Genomic DNA, 19,728 nt, shown 5'->3' on the forward strand with positions numbered 1-19,728 from the left:
AAGGAGCACGCGCATGTACAGCTGGTCTGTACTAACCGCATTTTAGTTTTGCCTCAGCAAAATTTAGGGGGGAATTTGGCACAAATACACCGCTAAACCCCAGACTTTTCGTGAGAAAAGTGAGCGAGACGCGAGGGGGAATAAGATGGCACATCGCCCCCTCGACGTAAGCGGCGAAAATGCGGTTAGTACAGAGCGTAGCTCGGTGCATGCGCGTCTGATGTCGTGGAGTGCTAGAACGGAGTTCGTAAGCCAGCGTCGATGACGAGTCATCAGAGCTGGCGGGCGCTTCAGGGCATCTGAGTCGTTTGCGCAGCAAGTGACTCATCAGCCAAAGGCTGGCTTGGTAGCGATGTTCATCGCTATTTTCATTCCGATAGGATGAAAGCAGTTGATCGTGATGAAAATCTGCAACTATTCACTCAAAAATATCATCAATGCGTTAAATTTGTCCCCTCGATGGCTAGTTAATTGTACCCATTTAATCAAAGGTATTTTTAATGACATCACACAGTAGCGCAAAGGATAAATCGGTCGCGAATCTTCCACTTCGATACGACCCGTTTTTGAATTTCGAAATGCAATATCGACCTGGCGTAAATAACAATAAAACGGGGAAAATCCGCCGCGAGTTCACCATGAAATTGGTGGCTCGATTCGGTCTGATTTCACCGAGTAACATTGCTTGGCTCTATGGCATCAGCCATCGGCAATCTCTGGAACATTTAAATAAGCTTGTCCAAGAGCAACTGCTCTGCCTTGTTACTACCCATCGTTCCCACGATGGCCGTGTTTATACACTCACTTACAGCGGCGCAAAATACGCCGAAGAGATACTGAATGTTGCAGTCTACTATCGTGCGAAAGAGCATCCGGCGCTGCAAGTGAACCAGAACACTTTAATGCACGACTTAATCATGCAGTTTGTGTTGTTGAAAGGCATTCATCATCACAAGCCCAACGGTGAGCCTAATCCGCTATGGTGTGCCATGATGACTGAGCCCGAGTTTAAACGGCGTTTTACTCACTGCAGCGTGCGAAATGTGGATGGGATAGTGAGGGAGGTGGATGGAACCATTTGTGCTGTCGAAATGGAGCATTCCTTTAAGACAAAAGCCGCGCGGCAAACCATTTTACTGAAATGGCATGATGGGATAGGGCAAGGGTATTACGATAAGGTCATGCTGTTTTCTCAATCCTTGCACATTTTTAGCGACATTAAACGACTTCATGAGCAGCTCTATGAGGAGTTAACCACAAGGCCTGATAAAAAGACTCGTCAGCCTTTATTAACCGCGCAAGATGCGGCATCACTTAAGCAACGAATTATCTATCGTACTCTGCTGTGTGATGAACTCACCGAACGGTTTTATCGCTAACAAACAATCTCTAATTTCCCAAAACGACAAAAGGCACCTAAGTGCCTTTTGAAGGGTATACAAAGATTTTACAATGCATTACCAGTAGATGAAGTCGGCTGCACACTTTGGTACTGCCATCTGAAATAATAATTTTTTATTATTTCAGCCTGTTAAGGCTTCATTGCGAGGTCGTCCCTGTTCCCCACATTGATAAGTAAGCACATCCTCGGGCAAATTAATCAGTTGATTGGATATTTATGATGAAATGTCCACGTTATTTGGTTTTGATGTAAAACACAAAATAAGATAATTACAGGGTTATTGCTGTTCTAACCCTAGGTTACTTAAGGGCTTTGTGGCAAACTCAATAACCAGAATATTCGGTTATCTATCTAGAGGGAATTGGATTAGTAATGGTCAACCATAACGCGAGCATCAATAAAGCAAAGTTAACCGAAACAGATATCATCACAAAGTTCATCATGCCTGCGGTAAAAAATGCGGGTTGGGATGATATAACGCAAATTCGCCAGGAGGTGAAGTTGCGTGATGGTAAGGTGATTGTGCGGGGTCAAATGGGCATGCGCACAACGGTTAAGTCAGCCGACATTGTGCTCTACCATAAAGCGAGTATGCCGCTGGCGGTGATTGAGGCTAAAGCGAATAAGCATGAAGTCGGTAAGGGCATACAACAAGCACTCGATTATGCTCATTTGCTCGATGTTCCCTTTGTGTTTGCCTCTAACGGCGATGGTTTTATCTTCCATGACAAGACCCATGCCATCACAAACAGCCCGGGCACCCCAGAGGCTAACACTCTTGAATCCGAAATCCGTTTAGAAGATTTTCCTAGTCCTGAAGAACTCTGGGCTAAATACTGTATTTGGAAAGGTTATACCGCGGCGCAGTTACCTATCATTAACGAAGCCTATTACGATGACGGCACGGGTAAGCACCCGCGTTATTATCAGTTGCAAGCCATCAATAAAACCGTTGAAGCTATCTCATCGGGTAAAGATCGGGTATTGCTGGTGATGGCAACGGGCACAGGTAAAACCTACACAGCATTTCAAATCATTTGGCGGTTATGGAAATCCCGCGCCAAGAAACGCATCTTATTCCTCGCTGACCGTAATATTTTGGTCGATCAAACTCGCATAAACGATTTTCAGCCCTTTGGCACATCGATGACCAAAATTACTGGCCGAACAGTCGATCCTGCTTATGAAATCCATCTAGCACTTTATCAAGCACTGACTGGCCCTGATGAGAGTCAAAAAGCGTTTAAACAAGTCGCTCCAGACTTTTTTGACCTGATCATTATTGATGAATGTCATCGTGGCAGTGCCAGTGAGGATAGCGCTTGGCGCGAAATTCTCGAGTATTTCAGCAGTGCCGCACAAGTGGGCTTAACCGCAACCCCAAAAGAAACCGATGAGGTATCTAACTCTGACTATTTTGGCGATCCGCTTTACACCTATTCGCTCAAAGAAGGTATCGACGATGGTTTTTTAGCGCCTTATAAAGTGGTTCGGGTGGATATTGATGTGGACTTACAAGGCTGGCGACCCACAAAGGGGCAAATCGACAACAATGGCGAAGTGATTGAAGATAGGATCTACAACCAAAAAGACTTTGACCGCACTATGGTGATTGATGAGCGTACTCAGTTGGTTGCCGAAACCATCACTAACTACCTTAAACGCACCGATCCTATGGGTAAAACCATTGTTTTTTGCAACGATATTGATCACGCCGAACGGATGCGCCGCGCACTTGCCAATCTTAACCCTGAGCAAATGGCGAAAAATGACAAATACGTTATGAAGATCACGGGTGATGATGAACTCGGCAAAGCCCAGCTGGATAACTTCATCAACCCTAAAAAGGCCTATCCGGTTATTGCGACCACCTCAGAACTCATGACCACAGGTGTCGATGCGAAAACCTGTAAGTTAGTGGTGCTCGATCAAAATATTCAATCCATGACCAAATTTAAGCAGATCATCGGTCGCGGCACTCGAATAGATGATAAATACAATAAGTTATGGTTTACCATTCTGGATTTCAAAAAGGCCACCGAGTTATTTGCCGACGAACGTTTTGATGGCACACCTGAAAAAATAATTAAAGTGACGCCTGAAGACATTAAAGATGAAGACGTGGATATTAATGCCGCTGATGATGAACCAAACGAGGTAGATGCTCAGGGGGACATTCAAGATGAGCAACAAGGCGAAGGCCAAGACAACACCAAAAATGATCCTCAAGGCGATGGTAGCTTTGATGAAAGTGAATGGGACGAAGGCGAAACTCGTAAGGTTAACAAGTACCGCGTATCTGGCGTGACAGTCAGCAAAGTTGCCGAGCGGGTGCAGTATTACGACAGCGACGGTAAACTGGTCACCGAATCCTTTAAGGATTACACCCGTAAAACCATGGCGAAACAGTTCAGTTCGCTTGATGAGTTTGTCAGACGCTGGAATGAAGCCGATCGTAAACAAGCGGTAATCGATGAGCTGGCGCAAGAGGGGATTATTTGGTCAGCACTTGAGGAAGAAGTGGGCAAAGACATGGATCCCTTCGATATGATTTGCCATGTCGTGTACGACCAACCGCCGTTAACCCGTGCCGAGCGTGCCTCAAACGTTAAAAAACGCAATTATTTCACTAAATATTCCGACACGGCCCAAGCCGTACTCGGAAATTTATTGGTAAAATACGCCGATTTGGGCGTGCAAGAAATTGAAAATCTGCAAGTGCTTAAAGTTCAGCCATTTAATGACATAGGCAGTTTAAGTGACATCATCAAAAAAGGCTTTGGTGGCAAACCCCAATATGAACAAGCCATTAGTGAGTTAGAAGCCGAAATCTACCAAATAGCACAATAATTAGCCTAATACGCAGATTGGATAATGCAGTGCGTTCTTTGGTACGTTTTACTTACAACTAAAAATTAAGCGTTAAGCGTTAAGCATTAAAAACGAAAAGAGAAATTTATGTCTATCAGTTCAGCCGTTAAATCCATTCAAGACATTATGCGTAAAGATGCCGGCGTCGATGGCGATGCCCAGCGACTAGGCCAAATGTCTTGGTTACTGTTCTTAAAAGTATTCGATGCACAGGAAGAGTTGCTAGAGCTTGAGCTAGATGATTACCGTGAACCTATACCAGAGCAGTTTTTATGGCGTAATTGGGCTGCAGATAACGAAGGAGTTACTGGTGAAGAGTTGCTTGATTTCGTTAACTTTGACCTTTTCCCTAATTTAAAGGAACTCTTGGCGCCAATAGATAAAAATCCCCGCGGTTATGTGGTAAAAGCGGCATTTTCGGATGCCTTTAACTACATGAAAAACGGCACGCTACTGCGCCAAGTCATCAATAAACTCAATGAAATCGACTTTACCGACTCAAAAGAGCGGCACTTGTTTGGTGACTTGTACGAGCAAATCTTAAAAGACTTACAGAGCGCAGGTAATGCAGGCGAGTTCTATACTCCGCGTGCCATCACTAAGTTTATTGTTGCCGTGACAGACCCTAAACTAGGCGAATCTATTATGGATCCGGCCTGTGGCACTGGCGGCTTTTTGGCTTGTGCCTTTGATCATGTGAAAGCCAATTACGTCAAGACGGCGGATGATCACCAAACTCTGCAACAGCAAATTCATGGGGTAGAAAAAAAGCAATTACCGCACTTACTGTGTACCACCAATATGATGCTGCATGGTATTGAAGTGCCCGTACAAATTAAACACGGCAATACCTTAAACAAACCGTTATCAAGCTGGGATGAAGATATTGATGTCATCATAACTAACCCGCCGTTTGGCGGCACCGAAGAGGACGGAATTGAAAAAAACTTCCCTAGCGAGTTCCAAACCCGAGAAACCGCCGACTTATTCCTGCAGCTGATTATCGAAGTGCTTGCCCCTGCAAAAAATGGCAAAGGCGGCCGCGCAGCCGTGGTATTGCCCGATGGCACCTTGTTTGGTGAAGGCGTTAAAACCAAAATTAAAAAAATGCTGCTCGAAGAATGTAATCTGCACACCATAGTGCGTTTACCTAACGGTGTGTTTAATCCTTACACTGGCATTAAAACCAATATCCTGTTTTTCACTAAAGGTACGCCGACTAAAAATGTCTGGTTTTACGAGCATCCCTACCCAGTAGGGGTAAAAAACTACAACAAAACCAAGCCAATGAAGTTCGAAGAGTTTACAACGGAATTGGACTGGTGGGGCGATGAAGCCGATGGTTTTGCAGCGCGGGTCGAAAACGAGCAAGCGTGGCAAGTCTCCATCGACGACATTATTGCCCGTAACTACAACCTCGATATTAAAAACCCCCATGTGGGCGAGGTGGTAAGCCATGATCCGCAAGCCTTGTTAGCCGATTACGCCAAGCAACAAGCGGATATTCAAGCCTTGCGTGACCAACTCAAAGGCATCTTGTCTGCAGCATTATCGACACCTTCGGCTGCATCAAAAGGTGAGGGCAAGTAATGGCCGATTTATCCATAACAAACGCTCACGCTTGCAACATCGAATCTGTGCCAACGGCTGAAAATTTGCTCGCCACTCACCTTGATATTTGGACGACCGCCATTGAGCAAAAGTCTTCAGCAGGCCGTGGCAGTTCAAAAAAGTTTTCGCTTTATGGCATCAAAAAACTGCGTGAATTGATTTTAGAACTTGCCGTGCGTGGTAAGTTAGTGCCGCAAGACGCGAACGATGAACCAGTTTCAGTATTGCTCGAACGCATTGCCGCTGAAAAAGCGCAATTGGTGAAAGAAGGGATACATAAAAAGCCAAAAGTCTTGCCTGAGATTGGTGAGGATGAAAAGCCGTTTGAGCTACCGCAAGGCTGGGAATGGTGTCCAAGTATATCTTTATTTACTTTAACAAAAGGTAAAAAACCTAAAGTCCTATCGGAAAGCAATATCGGCTTCCCATATTTAGATATTGAAGCATTGGATCGGAATAATGTACTTAGATATACTAATGATGAAATGTGCCCTAAGTCTTCATCCGACGATATTATAGTAGTCTGTGATGGTTCAAGAAGCGGTTTAGTGCTTGATGGTAAAGATGGAGTATTAGGCTCAACACTGGCAATTATTAATACACCGCCTTATATACAGGCATTTATTAAGTTATTTTTTCAACAAGCATTCCTAAGACTTAATGCATCAATGAAAGGCGCGGCAATTCCTCACCTAGATACCAAAGCTCTGAGAGAAAGTTTTATTGCTTTTCCACCAATCGAAGAACAACACCGTATTGTAGCTAAAGTCGATGAGTTGATGAGCTTGTGTGATGCCCTCGAAGCGCAAACTGAAGCCAGCATTGCGGCACACCAAACCTTAGTCGAAACCTTGCTCAATGCGCTGCTACTGCCACAAGTGACTGCTAATACTGCCAGTCAATCTGATGTCAGCCTTGAACCGCAGCTTGAAGGTGATACGCAACATTTTGAACCCAGCCTTGAGCAGCCTTTTACAAATAGTTTTGTTAAGGATTGGCAACGTGTTGCCGAGCACTTCGACACCTTATTCACCACAGTAGCCAGCATAGACACTCTAAAGCAAACCATCCTCCAACTCGCCGTGATGGGTAAGCTAGTAAAACAAGACCCTAATGACGAACCTGCAGCCAAACTACTAGAGCGTATCGCCAAAGAAAAAGCCCTGCTGATTGCAGACAAAAAAATCAAAAAACAAAAACCACTGCCCGCAATCACCGACGAAGAAAAGCCGTTTGAACTGCCGAAAAGTTGGGTGTTCGCACACATGCAAGATTTATGTTTTTTAATAACAGATGGAACTCACCAAACACCTAAATATGTTGAGGATGGTCGTCCATTTATCTCAGCGCAATGTGTTAAGCCTTTTAAGTTTATCCCTGAAAATTGCAGATATGTTTCTGAAGAACATTATCAAACCTATATAAGAAACAGAAAACCAGAATACAAAGATATTCTGCTTGCACGGGTCGGTGCAGGTATAGGCGAAGCTGCACTAATCGACTCAGAACTAGAGTTTGCGATATATGTAAGTACAGGTCTATTAAAAGTACACAAATGTTCCGTCGAACCTGAGTATTTAGTCTTGTGGCTTAATTCACCTATAGGCCGTGATTTTTCGGAAAGTAATACCTTAGGTAAGGGGATATCTCAAGGGAATTTGAATTTATCATTAATCCGGAGCTTTATTATTTCACTTCCGCCACTTGAGGAACAAAACCGAATAGTAGCTAAAGTCGATGAACTAATGGCACTTTGTGATCAACTCAAAGCACGTTTAGCGGATGCGCAAACCATCCAACAGCAGCTCACCGACGCCATCGTTGAACAGGCGATCTCATAGTCATGATTAATCATAAAAAATTTGTTAACAAGGATTGTTAGATGCGACTTAAGTCTGTTTTTATAAGCGAATATAAAAATCTATATAACTTTGAAGTAGAGTTTTTAGCAGAAAATCTAATTGAGATTTTTGTTGGTCGTAACGGTTCAGGGAAATCAAATTTCATTGAAGCTGTGCTGGAAATATTTAAGCATATCTATGAGTTCGGTAGTGCAGAAGCTGATGGAATGTTTGATTATAACATTACCTATGAGGTTGATGGGAATGATATTAACATTTCCTTCAAGTCTGGGGTTTGTACTGTAAATGGTATTGTTGAAAAAAACCTGAATAATGTAATAATGCCAGATCATATATTAATATATTACTCTGGCCATAATGGAAAGATTAGTTCGTTTGTTAATTATTATGAAAAAAAATTCACATCGAAGCTTAAAGTTGCTGATGCAAGTTATACTCGTCGTTTTATTGGTATAGGTAATTCTTATAAAGAACTCCTATTAAGTGTTGTCTTGTTACAATCTGAAGGTAATAAAGCAAGAGAGTTTTTGATAGAAAAATTAGCTATAGGTAGTATTAATGATGAGTTTGTTCTTACTTTTAAAAGACCTACTTATGCTATAAATCAATATGGCAAGCGTAAATCAGGTTTTGATATTGAAAGTAATGATGATAAGGCTCGATATTGGCGACCAAGTGGTGTGACTAAAGTATTTTTGGATGAATTATCTACATGTATAACAACGGCTAAAGGCGAGGATATAAGAACAGAAGGTTACTTATGGGATGAAGACCGCTATAAACTATATATAAATATTGAATTATTAAGAATAAAGTTTAAGCATCTAAGTGCCGAGCAACTGTTTAAAAAATTTGATAATCTAAAAGCTTTAGGTATGCTTGAATCGATTACAGTACCTTTAGTTTTAAACGGAGGTCGTGAATCACATATTTCGCAATTAAGTGATGGTCAGCTTCAGTCTGTTTATATCTATGCTATAGCTGAGTTGTTTAAATATTCTAATTGTCTTATTTTGATGGATGAGCCTGATTCCTTCTTACATCCCGAATGGCAATTTGAATTTTTGAAACAAGTTGATGAGATTAGTTCGGCCGCAAAAAAGACCAACCATATATTAATATCTAGTCATAGTGCATCAACAATAACGTCATATAGAGGTAGTAAATTAAATTGTCTTACTGTTAATGAGAAACTAAAGTCAACACATAACTTTTTAGATAAAAGCAAAGCTATTAAGTGGTTGTCTAATAATCAAATACTCCTAGGTGAAAATGAAACAATTATGAGTATATCAACATTCTTAAAAAATACTGGAGAACCAGTGTTGTTTACAGAAGGGATCTCAGATGAATATATTTTGGATATTGCTTGGAGAAAGTTATACCAAGATAAGCCTAGACCGTTTTGCATTCACAATGCTTTTGACCGGCAGTTTTTAAGAAATCTAATGTCGCGAGATGAGTTAAGGCGGAACCATCCTGAAAGGTTATTTTTTGCTATTTTTGATTTTGATGAGGCATATGATGATTGGAATGGAATCTCAAGTAAAAACAAAGGCCGAGATATAGAAACTAGCCCATTCAATGGTTTGATCAGACAATTATTAGTTAATAATCAACCGATAAACCAATATGTAATGTTACTTCCTGTACCTAAAATCGATGTTGTAAAAAGACAGGTTTTAAAAGAAGACGATACTCCTTGGGGTAAAGGCTCTGATTCTCACATGGCAGTAGAGCTACTCTTTTATAATGAAGATTTATTAGGTAGTGCCTTTGAGAAGGAACAAACCTCTTGTGGTGGTGAGCGTATTGTTTTTTGTGGTAATAAAGTGCAATTTGCTCAAAAATTTATTCCTACTTTAGCAACTGCGGAATTTGAAATTTTTCGACCACTATTTGAACGAATAAAGACAATTATTCAAGGGAATACTCATAATATGTAGCTTAAAAGTTTATAATTTGGTCGTGTTTAAAATACTATTGTCTGTTGACCTTTGCTGAAAAAATGTTGCTCGGTAATACATCGAGAGGCACATTAATATAAACGTCAGTGCCACCATACTGGCGTAATTTCTTGCTAGCTTGTCCTATCTTGTAATATCACTCGATAGTGTATTATTCTGCCAAAAGCATTCACCTCTAAATGTCGATGCCGATATAAATACCAATAGGCCTCTTCTTAGACATATTTTTATCGTGGCGCTTTTAGATAACAGATGTCCCTGTAACTTAAATATTTTGTGTGCAACTATGCGGAGATTAAATTGTAATACTAAATTTGTCTCCGGTTTCAAGTGGTTAAGTAAAATTTGCTACTTTAATATCGTAATTTTTATTTAACAATTGCTATCGACTGAAAATTGTAACTTAGAAAAGGCTTTGTTGCCTAATAGTGAAATCCAAATTTTGTCGGGTTTAAATCAAAATAATGTTCTGATTACAGATAAACGACTGACGATGAAACAAGGGTTTTATGCGCCATACTGGCGATCAGGAAGCACTCTGTAGTTATTTGTGCTTTTAGGAAAAAAGCCCTTAGAAAATGTCCAAAAGTAGATTTTTGCCTTAAAACGTTTTGCCCCGAAGCGTGTTAAAGCAATGACTCACTAGAGAGTTCCGATTGGATCTCTGTTGTTCATTTACTGCAATCTCAACGACTGTTTACTTAGTAAAATACAGTTTACTTTTAAACGATTACGGTAAAGTAGTATTTACCAATCTGACTTGACCTATTATTTTGACATTTGGGTTTTGGTAAATTATTGTTTACTCTAATTGGTTTATGGTAAAGAGTAATTTGCTGTGGGAAGGAATAAAATTCAAGTTGGCACTGTTGCTAGTGCTGCACTAGCTCATTTCGCCACTCTGCTTTCAATCCAGCGTAAGGAAAAGAAAATCACAGTAGAAGAGCTGTGTTCACGAGTTGGGTCATCTAAGCCCACTATGATAAAGATTCTTAAGGGTGATCCGTCTGTAAGTATCGGACTTTACTTCGAAACTGCTTGGGTTTTAGGTGTTTCCTTATTTGAACCCGATGAAAATCGGTTTGCTATTAAACATAAAACAAATGCGAAAATAGAAGCACTGCTGCCTAATCGAGTGAGAAGGAAAAAGGTAATTTTGGATGACGACTTCTAGTAACCAATGCTTCGTTTGGAAATGGCTTAGAGGACATTCAGAACCTGTGGTAGCCGGTAGACTCACTATTGATGAATCTGGCCAACATTTTGCCTATGGTCAGTCTTACTTGAAGCGTCCAGATGCAGAGCCAATTTACTCACATGAATTACCGCTTTCTGCTGGTACTATGCAGTCAGTTCAAGGTATGTCTATATTCTCATGCTTGCGTGATGCAGCTCCTGATGCTTGGGGATGTAGGGCCATTATTTCTCGGCTGATGAGCAAAGGCTACGATGCTGGGTTTAACGAAATGACGTATTTGATGCATTCCGCTTCAGACCGGATCGGTTCTCTCGACTTTCAAGAATCGGCCACTGAGTATGTTGATCGTTCTACTGATGCAGCCACGCTTGAAGAGTTATATCTGGTGTCTGAAATCGTCGCTCAAGGTAAGAAAATCCCGTTGGATTTGGATAGAGCACTTATGCATTGTACATCGCTGGGAGGTGCTCGTCCGAAAGCGATGATCACTGGTGGCGAAGCTAAGTATATTGCTAAGTTTTCATCCCAAAATGATACTTACGAGGTTGTCTATTCAGAATACGTAGCCATGAAGTTAGCTAAGTTAGCCGGACTCAATGTGGCCGAAGTTGTATTAAAAAAAGCATTAGGCAAAGATGTTCTTCTTGTTAAACGATTCGATAGAGAGTTGATTGGTGGTATTTGGTGTCGTCGCTCTATGGTGTCTGGGCTGACAGTTTTAGGCTTAGATGAAGCATGGGCTAGCGAGGCCTCTTATGTAGACCTCGTAAACGTTATGAAGCAGTGTTGCATGGCATTTGCCTCTGATAGCCAAGAGCTATTTGCACGGATGGTATTTAACGTGCTGATCGGCAATACGGATGACCATGCTCGCAATCACGCTTTCTTTGTCGAAGGGGATAAAATATCTCTATCACCTGCTTATGATATTTGTCCACAAAACCATAGCGGTGGGGAGGCAAATCATGGAATGAAGCTATTCGACAATTCAAATTTGTCTCTGTTATCACTTTGTCTGAAAGCAGCACCAAGCTTCAATATTAAGGCCGAAAAAGCACAAGAAATTATTAAATCGCAGATTAATACGATTATCCAAGAGTTTGAATCCGTGTGTAACGAAGTAGATGTCCCTGAAGTAACGCGAAAGTTACTTTTCAAACGTGTGATATTGAATGACTACATATTGAATGAAATGGAACTTTAGATGAATCTAGACAAGGCATTTATGCTTAAAGCATTGGAGGTATCTCGGGCTGCTCTGCCTGAGTGCCAACCAAATCCTCCGGTAGGTTGCGTTCTCGTTCTAGGCGGGCAAGTCATTGCCGAAGGATTCACACAGAAAATTGGTGGCAACCATGCTGAGGTCGAAGCGATTAGTGCTTATGATGGCCCTATGGAAGAAGTGACTGCATATGTCACTCTTGATCCATGTTCATTTGTTGGTAGAACTCCGGCATGTTCTTCTGTAATCATTAAATCAGGAATTAAGAGAGTTGTAGTTGCTATTCTAGATCCTGATGAAAGGAGCAATGGAAAGGGTCTTTATGCTCTAGAGAAAGAGGGCATAAAAGTTGATATTGGTATCGCTTCAAGAGAAGTTAGTGAATTTTTGTATCCTTATCTTGGAAAGTCATAATTAACCTCGCATAAGTTCCAGGCGAGGACGGTGATGTATTACAGAATTTTGCCTCCCAAATGGGCTAGTTGGTTAACTCATTTATGCCCCAAAGCGTTTTTCATTAGCAGCAGTAATCGATTACTAATCCTTATTTGAAAACACCTTCAATAAGGTATTAATTGCTTATGAGGGCCACTTAGTTCGAACTTAGCCCAACATCTAAAAAACCGATTTAAACATTGTCGTTTTTGTTCAATCTTAGCGAGCAGACATTGCTTATTATGTGTGACATACGAAAGCGAGGCACTTCTTAGATAAAGATGGAAGGCTTTCCAGTAAATCAAAAAATTAGGTAAAAAGCGATGTTAGAAATTAAACCAATCGAAAATCTAGAAGAAATCAGCACACTAAAGCAAGCATATTTTGCACAATCAACAGCACCTCTTGATGGTATGTGGCACTTTGGATTTGTACCCATGTCTACACACTTTGGGTTTTATGAACAAGAAACCCTAGTTGGATACTGCTGCATCAATGGCGAAGGTTATATGTTGCAGTTCTACCTGAGTAATGATACTAAAATGGATGCAAAAGAACTGTTCACGCTTATCGCAGAACAAAATAACTCAGTCATTGGGGCTGTAAATGGCGCATTTGTCAGTACAGCAGAGCCGCAGTATCTATCACTTAGCCTTGATAACGCATCAGCAGTGAAGGTTAATTCTCTGATGTACAAGCAAAAAGAGGCGAGTAAGCAAAGCACTATTCCAGAGTTTGAACTAAAGCTAGCAGAGTCAGAGCAACTGGAGCAATTTGTTGAGTTTGCAGCCACTACTATCGGTGCACCAGAGCAGTGGCTTACAGGCTACTTTGGTAACCTGATTAATCGTAAAGAGTTATTCGGTTATTGGAGCGAGAATGAACTTATTGCAACGGGCGAGTGCCGTCTGTTTGATGAGTACCAAACGGGATATGCAGACCTTGGCATGATTGTCGCTCAATCACAACGTGGAAAAGGCATTGCTACTCAAATGCTTAACTGGCTAGTTAACTCAGCTAATCAGCGTGGTTTAACGCCTATCTGTTCTACTGAGAGCAGTAATGTAGGTGCACAAAAAGCCATTAAACGTGCGGGTTTATCATCTTCAAACCGCATTGTTCAGGTTGAATTTAACAACAAATAACTTGTTATCCCTCTTGCTGTTGTAAGGGGGATTTTGGTTTACGACGATCTGACTTATAGTACCCTTAATCAATAAACCTAACGGAACTGGTTATGATCCATTGGCTAAAGTCGCCAAACTCACCATGTGTTTCCCAATATGTAGAATGCTATTGGTTGATTGATAAGCACCCTGATTCAGAGACTTATCAATTCCCAAAGCTCAACCCTGACCCATCGGCACATTTGATTCTTTCACCTAACAATCAAGCCTACTCTTATGACCTGAACCCGAGCATAGCGAAGGGAGAAGGCAGCCATTGGCTTTATCCACATCGGCAGACCTTTGAATTAGATCACTCTAAGCCATTTGTTCATCTTGGTATCAAGTTTCGTGTCGGCGCTCTTTACTGTTTACCCAATTTTTCTGCCAATCCTTTGGCACTAGATGAAGTGGAGTCAGTGGAAGACTCAACATTGTTCAAGCAATTAGGTATGGATGAAAGCAGACTGATTGAACTGGCTCGAACCAATCCACAGCAGTGTGTAGAGCAGTTAGATACGATGCTGTCGCCTTGGTTGGAACAGTGCACCGAAGATCAGCACAGTAAAATCACTCGCAATGTACTTAAACATCTAGACCAGAGTACGATATCTGAGCTGGGTGAAAAACTGTATTGTTCACAAAGAACCCTAGAAAGAAGCTTTCAACGCACCACAGGGCTTACCCTTAAACAGTGCCAGTCGATGAATAGATTAGAAGCAATGCTAGAGTATCTCTATCAACGTGAATCGACTGAACTAGATTGGGTTGAAGTTGTCTTCAAATTTGGTTTTAGTGATCAACCTCACTTGATCCGCCACCTTAAAAAACAGCTTGGCTTTACACCTAAAACTTATGAGAAAGAGCGAGGGTTGACGATTGATGTCTATGGTGGTGTTAGTTCAAAATCAAAGTTAGGCTGATGGAACTATTCAATGGGCACTAACGCATTACAGAACCTAATCTAAAGTGAAAGTATTGACGTGATTATTCTAGCTCGCTTTTGTCCCAAAGCGTTTGTGTTGTAACACGTTGCTAGAGCATCATCAAATATGATCTATGGACTTAATTTGTGCACAAGTTTGATTCGGTATGAAAAGCGAACCCCTTCGGGTTCGCAAGTAAGTGGCTAACGCTTAGCATTACTGCTGAATGTTAGCTTAAGCTTCGGCTTCAATAATCTGCTCAGCCCAGAATTGTTCGGCAGCGTCAAAATAGAGAATCGGGGGCAACCCGAATATCTGTTGAAACTCCGCGGTGAACAACTCGCAAAAGGCAGAAATATCATCTTTATACATCAACAATAGCATCATCATTTCCAAGCCCATTAAATACTGAGTATCAAACTCAGCATGTTCCTCAAGAAGCGATTTACTGATGCTAATGCCTAAGTGTTGTCCTTTGATGTCGCGATGAAGATAGATATATCGAGTGAATTGTAAGGCTCTAGGATTATTATCATTTTCGTCAATGTCAGCGAGTAACAAGACGGTACTATGATCATCCCAAGGGCTTTTTGATTTACGTTGATATACGCGAATAAACGGTGACTGACTCATTATTAACTCCTCGTTATTTGTCCTTATCAATAACTAGAATTGGGCACCGGAAATTCTGTCGGTTCAGGGGTTAAGTTTAACGTTTTAAGTAAGAATCCCTTCTTAGCCTTTTGCTGGTAACTAATCATCCCCTCATCCTGCTAGTTTGTATTTTGCGATAAACATGTACTAAAGGTACTAAGTAATTGCAATTTATAAACTCTACTTCTATAGTTGGTTTAATTTACTCTATATTTTGGTACTTATGGTGCAACTATGTCATCAAAAATAAACTGGCTTATTAATCATACGAGTCCTGGTGCGGTAGTGCTTCAGTCGTGGTTAACACAAAATGAGATCAGCTCATCTTTGGTGAGAAAATATGTGCAGAGTGGTTGGTTGTACAAGATAAGTGCGGGGGTTTACGTTCGTCCTGAGTCAACAGGTAAGTTACAGCCTCATTGGGTTGAAGCGCTCAAGGCTGTGAATGAGCAGCTAAAGCTTCCTGTTCACCTTGCGGGAGTCAGTAGCCTAACACATCAAGGGCTTAGTCATTATCTTCAACTAAGCAGCGAGCAAGTTTGGGTTGGCTGTCAAAGTAAGCAGGCTTTGCCAAAGTGGTTCCGCGAATTGGAGGAGCAAAACTGGCTTTTCTATACCAGTAGCAAGCTGACCCAAACGTTGGAAAAAGACTTTATTACTATAGGGGTGAACAATAGGGAAGTTAAGGCAAGTTGTGCGGAGCTTGCAGCCTATGAGGTCGTCAATGCCATTGGCAAACATATCAGTTTTGAGCATGCCGCGGAGCTGTTTCAAGGGTTAGTGAATCTCAGTCCACGTAAAATACAGTCAATACTGAATCGAAGTGAAGCCGTACAAGCTAATCGCGTATTTCTCTTTTTAGGCCACTACTATCAACATCAGTGGAGCAAAAGGCTAGATGAGCAGCAAATCACGCTAGGCGCGGGAAAGCGTCAGGTGGTGGCTCATGGCCGTTACGATGGGCGGTATCAAATAACAGTGCCGGCATCGTTTATTAATACAGAAGAAAATCAATATGAATAAGTCATCGATATACTACCAGCAAGTGACCTTGCTTATTCGGATGCTGCCGCTCGTCGCCCAAGAGAAGGTATTTGCCCTAAAGGGCGGTACGGCTATCAACCTATTTGTGCGCAACTTCCCACGCTTATCGGTCGATATCGATTTGGCTTATCTTCCTTTGGAGCCAAGGGAACAAGCGCTACAAAGTGTGAAGGAAGCGCTTGGTCGTTTGACTGCGCAGATCAATCTACAACCGAACCTTAGTGCAGTATTTCAAGACAATAAATATGATGAGCTCAGGGTTGTCGTGACAAGTGATAGAGTCACAATAAAAATTGAAGTCTCTCCTGTTGCGAGAGGTACGCTACACAAAGCGGTATTAATGCCAGTCGTTGAGTTAGTTGAAGAAGAATTTGGGTATGCAGAGATCCCCGTTGTAAGCCTGCCTGATCTATACGGTGGTAAGTTATGTGCAGCGATGGATAGACAGCACCCAAGGGATCTTTTCGATGTTAAAATGCTGCTGGCGGAAGAGGGGATCACTCGAGAGATTTTAGTCGGCTTTCTCACTTATACACTTAGCCATCCAAGGCCTATTAATGAAGTGATGTCTCCACGCTGGAAACCGCTTGATGAAAGCTTTCAAACTGAATTCAATGGAATGACGACAAAGCCGATTAAACTCGATGAGCTTATTTTAACTCGCTCAGAAATGCTGACAGCGTTGCAGCATCACTTTACTGCAAAAGACAGAGACTTTTTATTATCCTTTAAACAGGGTCAGCCTGATTGGTCATTGTTTGATGAACCGAGCGTCGCGGCACTACCTGCGGTGAGATGGAAGCTATTGAATATCCAAAACCTAGCGAAAAACAAATCCAAGCATCAAGAACAACTCATTAAACTGGCTGATGTATTGGAAACGTGGGTTGCAGGTCGGATACTGTAATGTACAGTGTATTGTCAGATTTTATCTGATAGTTCGCTGTTTGTGGGCGTTGGCGACTTAGATTGAGCTAAGGCTATAAGCAAATAAAAAAAGCGAACCGTGAGGTTCGCTAGTAGGTGATTATTGAGGCGCGTTAGATTGCACTTCAATAATCTGCTTTTCCCAATATTGTTCCGCGGCTTCAAAGTAGACTGTCGGGTGATACCCTAAGACATACTCAAACTCTGCGGCAAATAATTGGCAAAAATTTGTTATATCATCAACATACATGAGCAAAAGCTGCATCATTTCTAAGTCGTTTAAAAACTGAGAGCTAAACTCAGGATGCTCCTCAAAAATAGATTGGCTAATACTCACACCTAGAACATGTCCATCTATATTTAAGTGAAGATAAATGTAGCGTGTAAACAGCAGCTCTATTGAGGTTTGGTCGTTCAGTTTAATATCTGCAAGTAACACGACTTTGCAGTGTTCATGCCAAGGACTAAATGTTTTAAGCTGATTTACATGAATAAAAGTTGAGTGTTCCATTTATTACTCCTATTGGTTTGGCCTTTCAACTTTTACTTAGGTCTGTGCCATGGAAATTAGCCCTGTTTGCATAAATTGCTCAGCAAATGAAATTGCGAGTTCAATCTGAACGGCGGACATTTTTTCACGCACTAAGCGTTGTTTAAGCATGTGCAGGAGTATTTCTTGCTCAACGTTGTCCTCGTAAGAAAAGGTGTTGCTATCAGGCATCTCTTTTTTAATTACATAGGTCATCAATTCGAAGACCATCAGCAGATTGTGGGCTTGTTGTTCAAACGCAGTCGATTGCATCATCGTGGTTTCTCGCTTTGCAGGAAAGTATGTCCTGAGTAACTAGAAACGCACGATGAGAATTTCACTGTTCTTTCGTTAAATTTATCCCGTCATATTCTGAGTTACGAGATTTTGACGTTACTTCGTACCTGCTACTAGTGCTCTGGCCTGAAGGATCTCGTTATCTACCATCTCGGAGTATTGAGTGTAACAACGCTTGATATCCAAATCCGTATGATGCGAATATCGCAACGTTGTCGTGACATTTCCATGGCCAAGGAACCGTTGCGTTTTAAAGATATCATGGCCCCCAGATTGAAAATGTGTCGCAGATGTATGACGAACAGTTGTAAAGTCAAAGTGTTCAAAACTCAGCGTTTTTTTGAAGTTTTTGACTAATTTACTGTAGTCTACTAGGTGTGATTTATGATCAATTGGATTAGGGAAAAGCCATTGACTTTTTGAGGAGTGAATTGGGTGTTGTAACCATTCTTTAATAATAACATCGAGGCCATTACACAATGGAGTGTATTGCGGCTGCTTAACTTTTCCCTTATCTCCTCGAATAATCAGCATGTTACTTTCCCAATAAATATCTGTTTTTTTGATTTTTAGTGCATAGCTCGGCCTTAACCCTAAGTAGATGCAAATTAAAATTAGAGGTGTCAGGTAGTCGTAGAACGGGCAGGAACCTATTTTTCCAAGCAGTTTGTTCCGGTCTCGTACAAATAATTTTTGGTAAATTTCTACTCGCTCTTCTTGGCTGTAATATTTATGCACCAAGTTTTTGGGAATAAATTTAAGCTCGCTGGTGTGAATGATCTCCTCCGGAATTTTATAATTATGAAATGGTGATGCGGAAGCCGATCGTAAAGCTGCTCTGAGTGATGAAATTGCGCCTTTAAGTGTTGATTCTGCCAAATCATATGGACATTCACTTTGTTGTTTCTGTTTTGTTGTTAGCTTTCTGATATGGCTTTCCTTCCATAGAATTAGTAATTTTAAGTCTATTTTATCAATAGGATATGCTAGGAATTGTTTGAAGTGATAACGGATGATATTGATTTTATTTCGCGCTGTTTTTGGGTTTTTTGATATTAAAACCACTTCATATTCTTTCAGATACTCATCAAGCGTTAGGAGATTTGTGGAGGTCAAGTGGAATTGAGGTTTGGCGAGTTTAAGTAGATGAGCTGAAATAACGTTATCCAAATCTTGTTTTGGCGTAAGGTCGCAAATTTTCCTTGTTTTCAATTTCCCCGTGCTGCTTTCTCTCACTCTGCTATAAAAACTCATGGCTGCTAGGCTGTTGGGGACTAGCTCGTTAGTATCGTTATTTTGGAAGTTTTTGATATCTAAAATCCGAATGTAAAAGTTAGGTATATCTTTCACTGAAACGGTCAGAAATTTTCGTTTACCTGAGTGCCATTCGTGAACAACCTGGCTCAATTTAAGGTCTTTGTTCTGCGGCTCATTTCCGCTCCCGCTGACATTGAAGGTTTTGTGAAACTGTTGAATGACATCGTCGTTTGGCGATCCCACAATAATCAGGTTGAATGTATGAAGTAGAAGATCCCACATAAGTTGGTAGAGTTTCATTTGTTTTGCCTTTTGTTGTTTAAGATGGCAATAGCATGCAAATTTTTTTCAAAAGGCAGA

The 19,728-nt window shown here is 41.2% G+C and carries 16 protein-coding genes and 1 pseudogene; 12 read left to right on the top strand and 5 right to left on the bottom strand.

Annotation, left to right across the window (positions count from 1 at the left end; genetic code table 11):
• Positions 1–500 precede the first annotated feature (500 nt).
• From AC5YB3_RS17475 to AC5YB3_RS17495, 5 genes are all read left to right on the top strand, one after another.
• Positions 501–1,379, top strand: a complete 879-nt coding sequence (locus AC5YB3_RS17475) for a hypothetical protein (protein WP_432311410.1) — start codon at positions 501–503, stop codon at positions 1,377–1,379.
• Positions 1,380–1,774: 395 nt separating this feature from the next.
• Positions 1,775–4,252: an EcoAI/FtnUII family type I restriction enzme subunit R gene (gene hsdR / locus AC5YB3_RS17480; protein WP_494525832.1), complete on the top strand. Its 2,478-nt coding sequence runs from the start codon at positions 1,775–1,777 to the stop codon at positions 4,250–4,252.
• A gap of 108 nt (positions 4,253–4,360) precedes the next feature.
• Complete coding sequence (locus AC5YB3_RS17485; protein ID WP_494525833.1) at positions 4,361–5,863, top strand: N-6 DNA methylase; 1,503 nt, start codon at positions 4,361–4,363, stop codon at positions 5,861–5,863.
• Entirely contained in the window at positions 5,863–7,725 is a 1,863-nt protein-coding gene (locus tag AC5YB3_RS17490; RefSeq protein WP_494525834.1) for a restriction endonuclease subunit S, read from the top strand. Before AC5YB3_RS17485 ends, AC5YB3_RS17490 begins: the two co-directional genes overlap by 1 nt.
• A gap of 41 nt (positions 7,726–7,766) precedes the next feature.
• Positions 7,767–9,692, top strand: a complete 1,926-nt coding sequence (locus tag AC5YB3_RS17495) for an AAA family ATPase (protein ID WP_494525835.1) — start codon at positions 7,767–7,769, stop codon at positions 9,690–9,692.
• A 75-nt stretch (positions 9,693–9,767) separates the two neighbouring features.
• Here AC5YB3_RS17495 and AC5YB3_RS17500 read toward each other — a convergent pair.
• A pseudogene (locus tag AC5YB3_RS17500) lies at positions 9,768–9,928 on the bottom strand (IS5/IS1182 family transposase); the annotation flags it as partial.
• Between the two features lie 623 nt (positions 9,929–10,551).
• Here AC5YB3_RS17500 and AC5YB3_RS17505 point away from each other — a divergent pair.
• From AC5YB3_RS17505 to AC5YB3_RS17525, 5 genes are all read left to right on the top strand, one after another.
• Complete coding sequence (locus tag AC5YB3_RS17505; protein ID WP_494525836.1) at positions 10,552–10,887, top strand: XRE family transcriptional regulator; 336 nt, start codon at positions 10,552–10,554, stop codon at positions 10,885–10,887.
• Positions 10,874–12,115 carry a type II toxin-antitoxin system HipA family toxin gene (locus AC5YB3_RS17510; RefSeq protein WP_494525837.1) on the top strand — a complete coding sequence of 414 codons (1,242 nt, stop codon included), beginning with the start codon at positions 10,874–10,876 and terminating at the stop codon, positions 12,113–12,115. Before AC5YB3_RS17505 ends, AC5YB3_RS17510 begins: the two co-directional genes overlap by 14 nt.
• A complete protein-coding gene (locus tag AC5YB3_RS17515) occupies positions 12,116–12,547 on the top strand; it encodes a bifunctional diaminohydroxyphosphoribosylaminopyrimidine deaminase/5-amino-6-(5-phosphoribosylamino)uracil reductase RibD (protein WP_494525838.1) in 432 nt (143 codons plus the stop codon).
• Between the two features lie 344 nt (positions 12,548–12,891).
• Positions 12,892–13,713 carry a GNAT family N-acetyltransferase gene (locus AC5YB3_RS17520; protein ID WP_107946805.1) on the top strand — a complete coding sequence of 274 codons (822 nt, stop codon included), beginning with the start codon at positions 12,892–12,894 and terminating at the stop codon, positions 13,711–13,713.
• 92 nt (positions 13,714–13,805) lie between these two features.
• A complete protein-coding gene (locus AC5YB3_RS17525) occupies positions 13,806–14,657 on the top strand; it encodes a helix-turn-helix domain-containing protein (protein WP_107946806.1) in 852 nt (283 codons plus the stop codon).
• Between the two features lie 237 nt (positions 14,658–14,894).
• Here AC5YB3_RS17525 and AC5YB3_RS17530 read toward each other — a convergent pair whose 3' ends face one another.
• Positions 14,895–15,293, bottom strand: coding sequence for a hypothetical protein (locus AC5YB3_RS17530; protein WP_242326123.1), 399 nt, complete (start codon positions 15,291–15,293; stop codon positions 14,895–14,897).
• Positions 15,294–15,548: 255 nt separating this feature from the next.
• On the opposite strand from AC5YB3_RS17530, the gene AC5YB3_RS17535 reads away from it, so the two are divergent.
• Both AC5YB3_RS17535 and AC5YB3_RS17540 read left to right on the top strand, forming a co-directional pair.
• Positions 15,549–16,337 carry a type IV toxin-antitoxin system AbiEi family antitoxin gene (locus AC5YB3_RS17535; RefSeq protein WP_263177699.1) on the top strand — a complete coding sequence of 263 codons (789 nt, stop codon included), beginning with the start codon at positions 15,549–15,551 and terminating at the stop codon, positions 16,335–16,337.
• Positions 16,330–17,265 (top strand): nucleotidyl transferase AbiEii/AbiGii toxin family protein, encoded by a 936-nt coding sequence (locus AC5YB3_RS17540; RefSeq protein WP_012088992.1) that lies wholly within the window; start codon positions 16,330–16,332, stop codon positions 17,263–17,265. Before AC5YB3_RS17535 ends, AC5YB3_RS17540 begins: the two co-directional genes overlap by 8 nt.
• A 120-nt stretch (positions 17,266–17,385) precedes the next feature.
• Here the strand turns inward: AC5YB3_RS17540 and AC5YB3_RS17545 are convergent, their stop codons facing one another.
• The 3 genes from AC5YB3_RS17545 to AC5YB3_RS17555 all read right to left on the bottom strand — a co-directional run bounded on the left by AC5YB3_RS17545 (position 17,386) and on the right by AC5YB3_RS17555 (position 19,668).
• Complete coding sequence (locus AC5YB3_RS17545) at positions 17,386–17,796, bottom strand: hypothetical protein (RefSeq protein WP_107404661.1); 411 nt, start codon at positions 17,794–17,796, stop codon at positions 17,386–17,388.
• A gap of 36 nt (positions 17,797–17,832) precedes the next feature.
• Positions 17,833–18,090 carry a hypothetical protein gene (locus tag AC5YB3_RS17550; protein WP_107946807.1) on the bottom strand — a complete coding sequence of 86 codons (258 nt, stop codon included), beginning with the start codon at positions 18,088–18,090 and terminating at the stop codon, positions 17,833–17,835.
• Positions 18,091–18,207: 117 nt separating this feature from the next.
• Complete coding sequence (locus AC5YB3_RS17555) at positions 18,208–19,668, bottom strand: tyrosine-type recombinase/integrase (RefSeq protein WP_494525839.1); 1,461 nt, start codon at positions 19,666–19,668, stop codon at positions 18,208–18,210.
• Between the last annotated feature and the right edge of the window lie 60 nt (positions 19,669–19,728).

The sequence above is a fragment of the Shewanella sp. 1311 genome, from assembly GCF_059338235.1.

What these genes read in the sequence shown, in the direction of transcription:
- AC5YB3_RS17475 (WP_432311410.1), top strand. Translation starts at nt 501, where the DNA reads ATGACATCACACAGTAGCGCAAAGGATAAATCGGTCGCGAATCTTCCA.
- hsdR (WP_494525832.1), top strand. Translation starts at nt 1,775, where the DNA reads ATGGTCAACCATAACGCGAGCATCAATAAAGCAAAGTTAACCGAAACA.
- AC5YB3_RS17485 (WP_494525833.1), top strand. Translation starts at nt 4,361, where the DNA reads ATGTCTATCAGTTCAGCCGTTAAATCCATTCAAGACATTATGCGTAAA.
- AC5YB3_RS17490 (WP_494525834.1), top strand. Translation starts at nt 5,863, where the DNA reads ATGGCCGATTTATCCATAACAAACGCTCACGCTTGCAACATCGAATCT.
- AC5YB3_RS17495 (WP_494525835.1), top strand. Translation starts at nt 7,767, where the DNA reads ATGCGACTTAAGTCTGTTTTTATAAGCGAATATAAAAATCTATATAAC.
- AC5YB3_RS17510 (WP_494525837.1), top strand. Translation starts at nt 10,874, where the DNA reads ATGACGACTTCTAGTAACCAATGCTTCGTTTGGAAATGGCTTAGAGGA.
- AC5YB3_RS17515 (WP_494525838.1), top strand. Translation starts at nt 12,116, where the DNA reads ATGAATCTAGACAAGGCATTTATGCTTAAAGCATTGGAGGTATCTCGG.
- AC5YB3_RS17520 (WP_107946805.1), top strand. Translation starts at nt 12,892, where the DNA reads ATGTTAGAAATTAAACCAATCGAAAATCTAGAAGAAATCAGCACACTA.
- AC5YB3_RS17525 (WP_107946806.1), top strand. Translation starts at nt 13,806, where the DNA reads ATGATCCATTGGCTAAAGTCGCCAAACTCACCATGTGTTTCCCAATAT.
- AC5YB3_RS17530 (WP_242326123.1), bottom strand. Translation starts at nt 15,293, where the DNA reads ATGAGTCAGTCACCGTTTATTCGCGTATATCAACGTAAATCAAAAAGC.
- AC5YB3_RS17535 (WP_263177699.1), top strand. Translation starts at nt 15,549, where the DNA reads ATGTCATCAAAAATAAACTGGCTTATTAATCATACGAGTCCTGGTGCG.
- AC5YB3_RS17540 (WP_012088992.1), top strand. Translation starts at nt 16,330, where the DNA reads ATGAATAAGTCATCGATATACTACCAGCAAGTGACCTTGCTTATTCGG.
- AC5YB3_RS17545 (WP_107404661.1), bottom strand. Translation starts at nt 17,796, where the DNA reads ATGGAACACTCAACTTTTATTCATGTAAATCAGCTTAAAACATTTAGT.
- AC5YB3_RS17550 (WP_107946807.1), bottom strand. Translation starts at nt 18,090, where the DNA reads ATGATGCAATCGACTGCGTTTGAACAACAAGCCCACAATCTGCTGATG.
- AC5YB3_RS17555 (WP_494525839.1), bottom strand. Translation starts at nt 19,668, where the DNA reads ATGAAACTCTACCAACTTATGTGGGATCTTCTACTTCATACATTCAAC.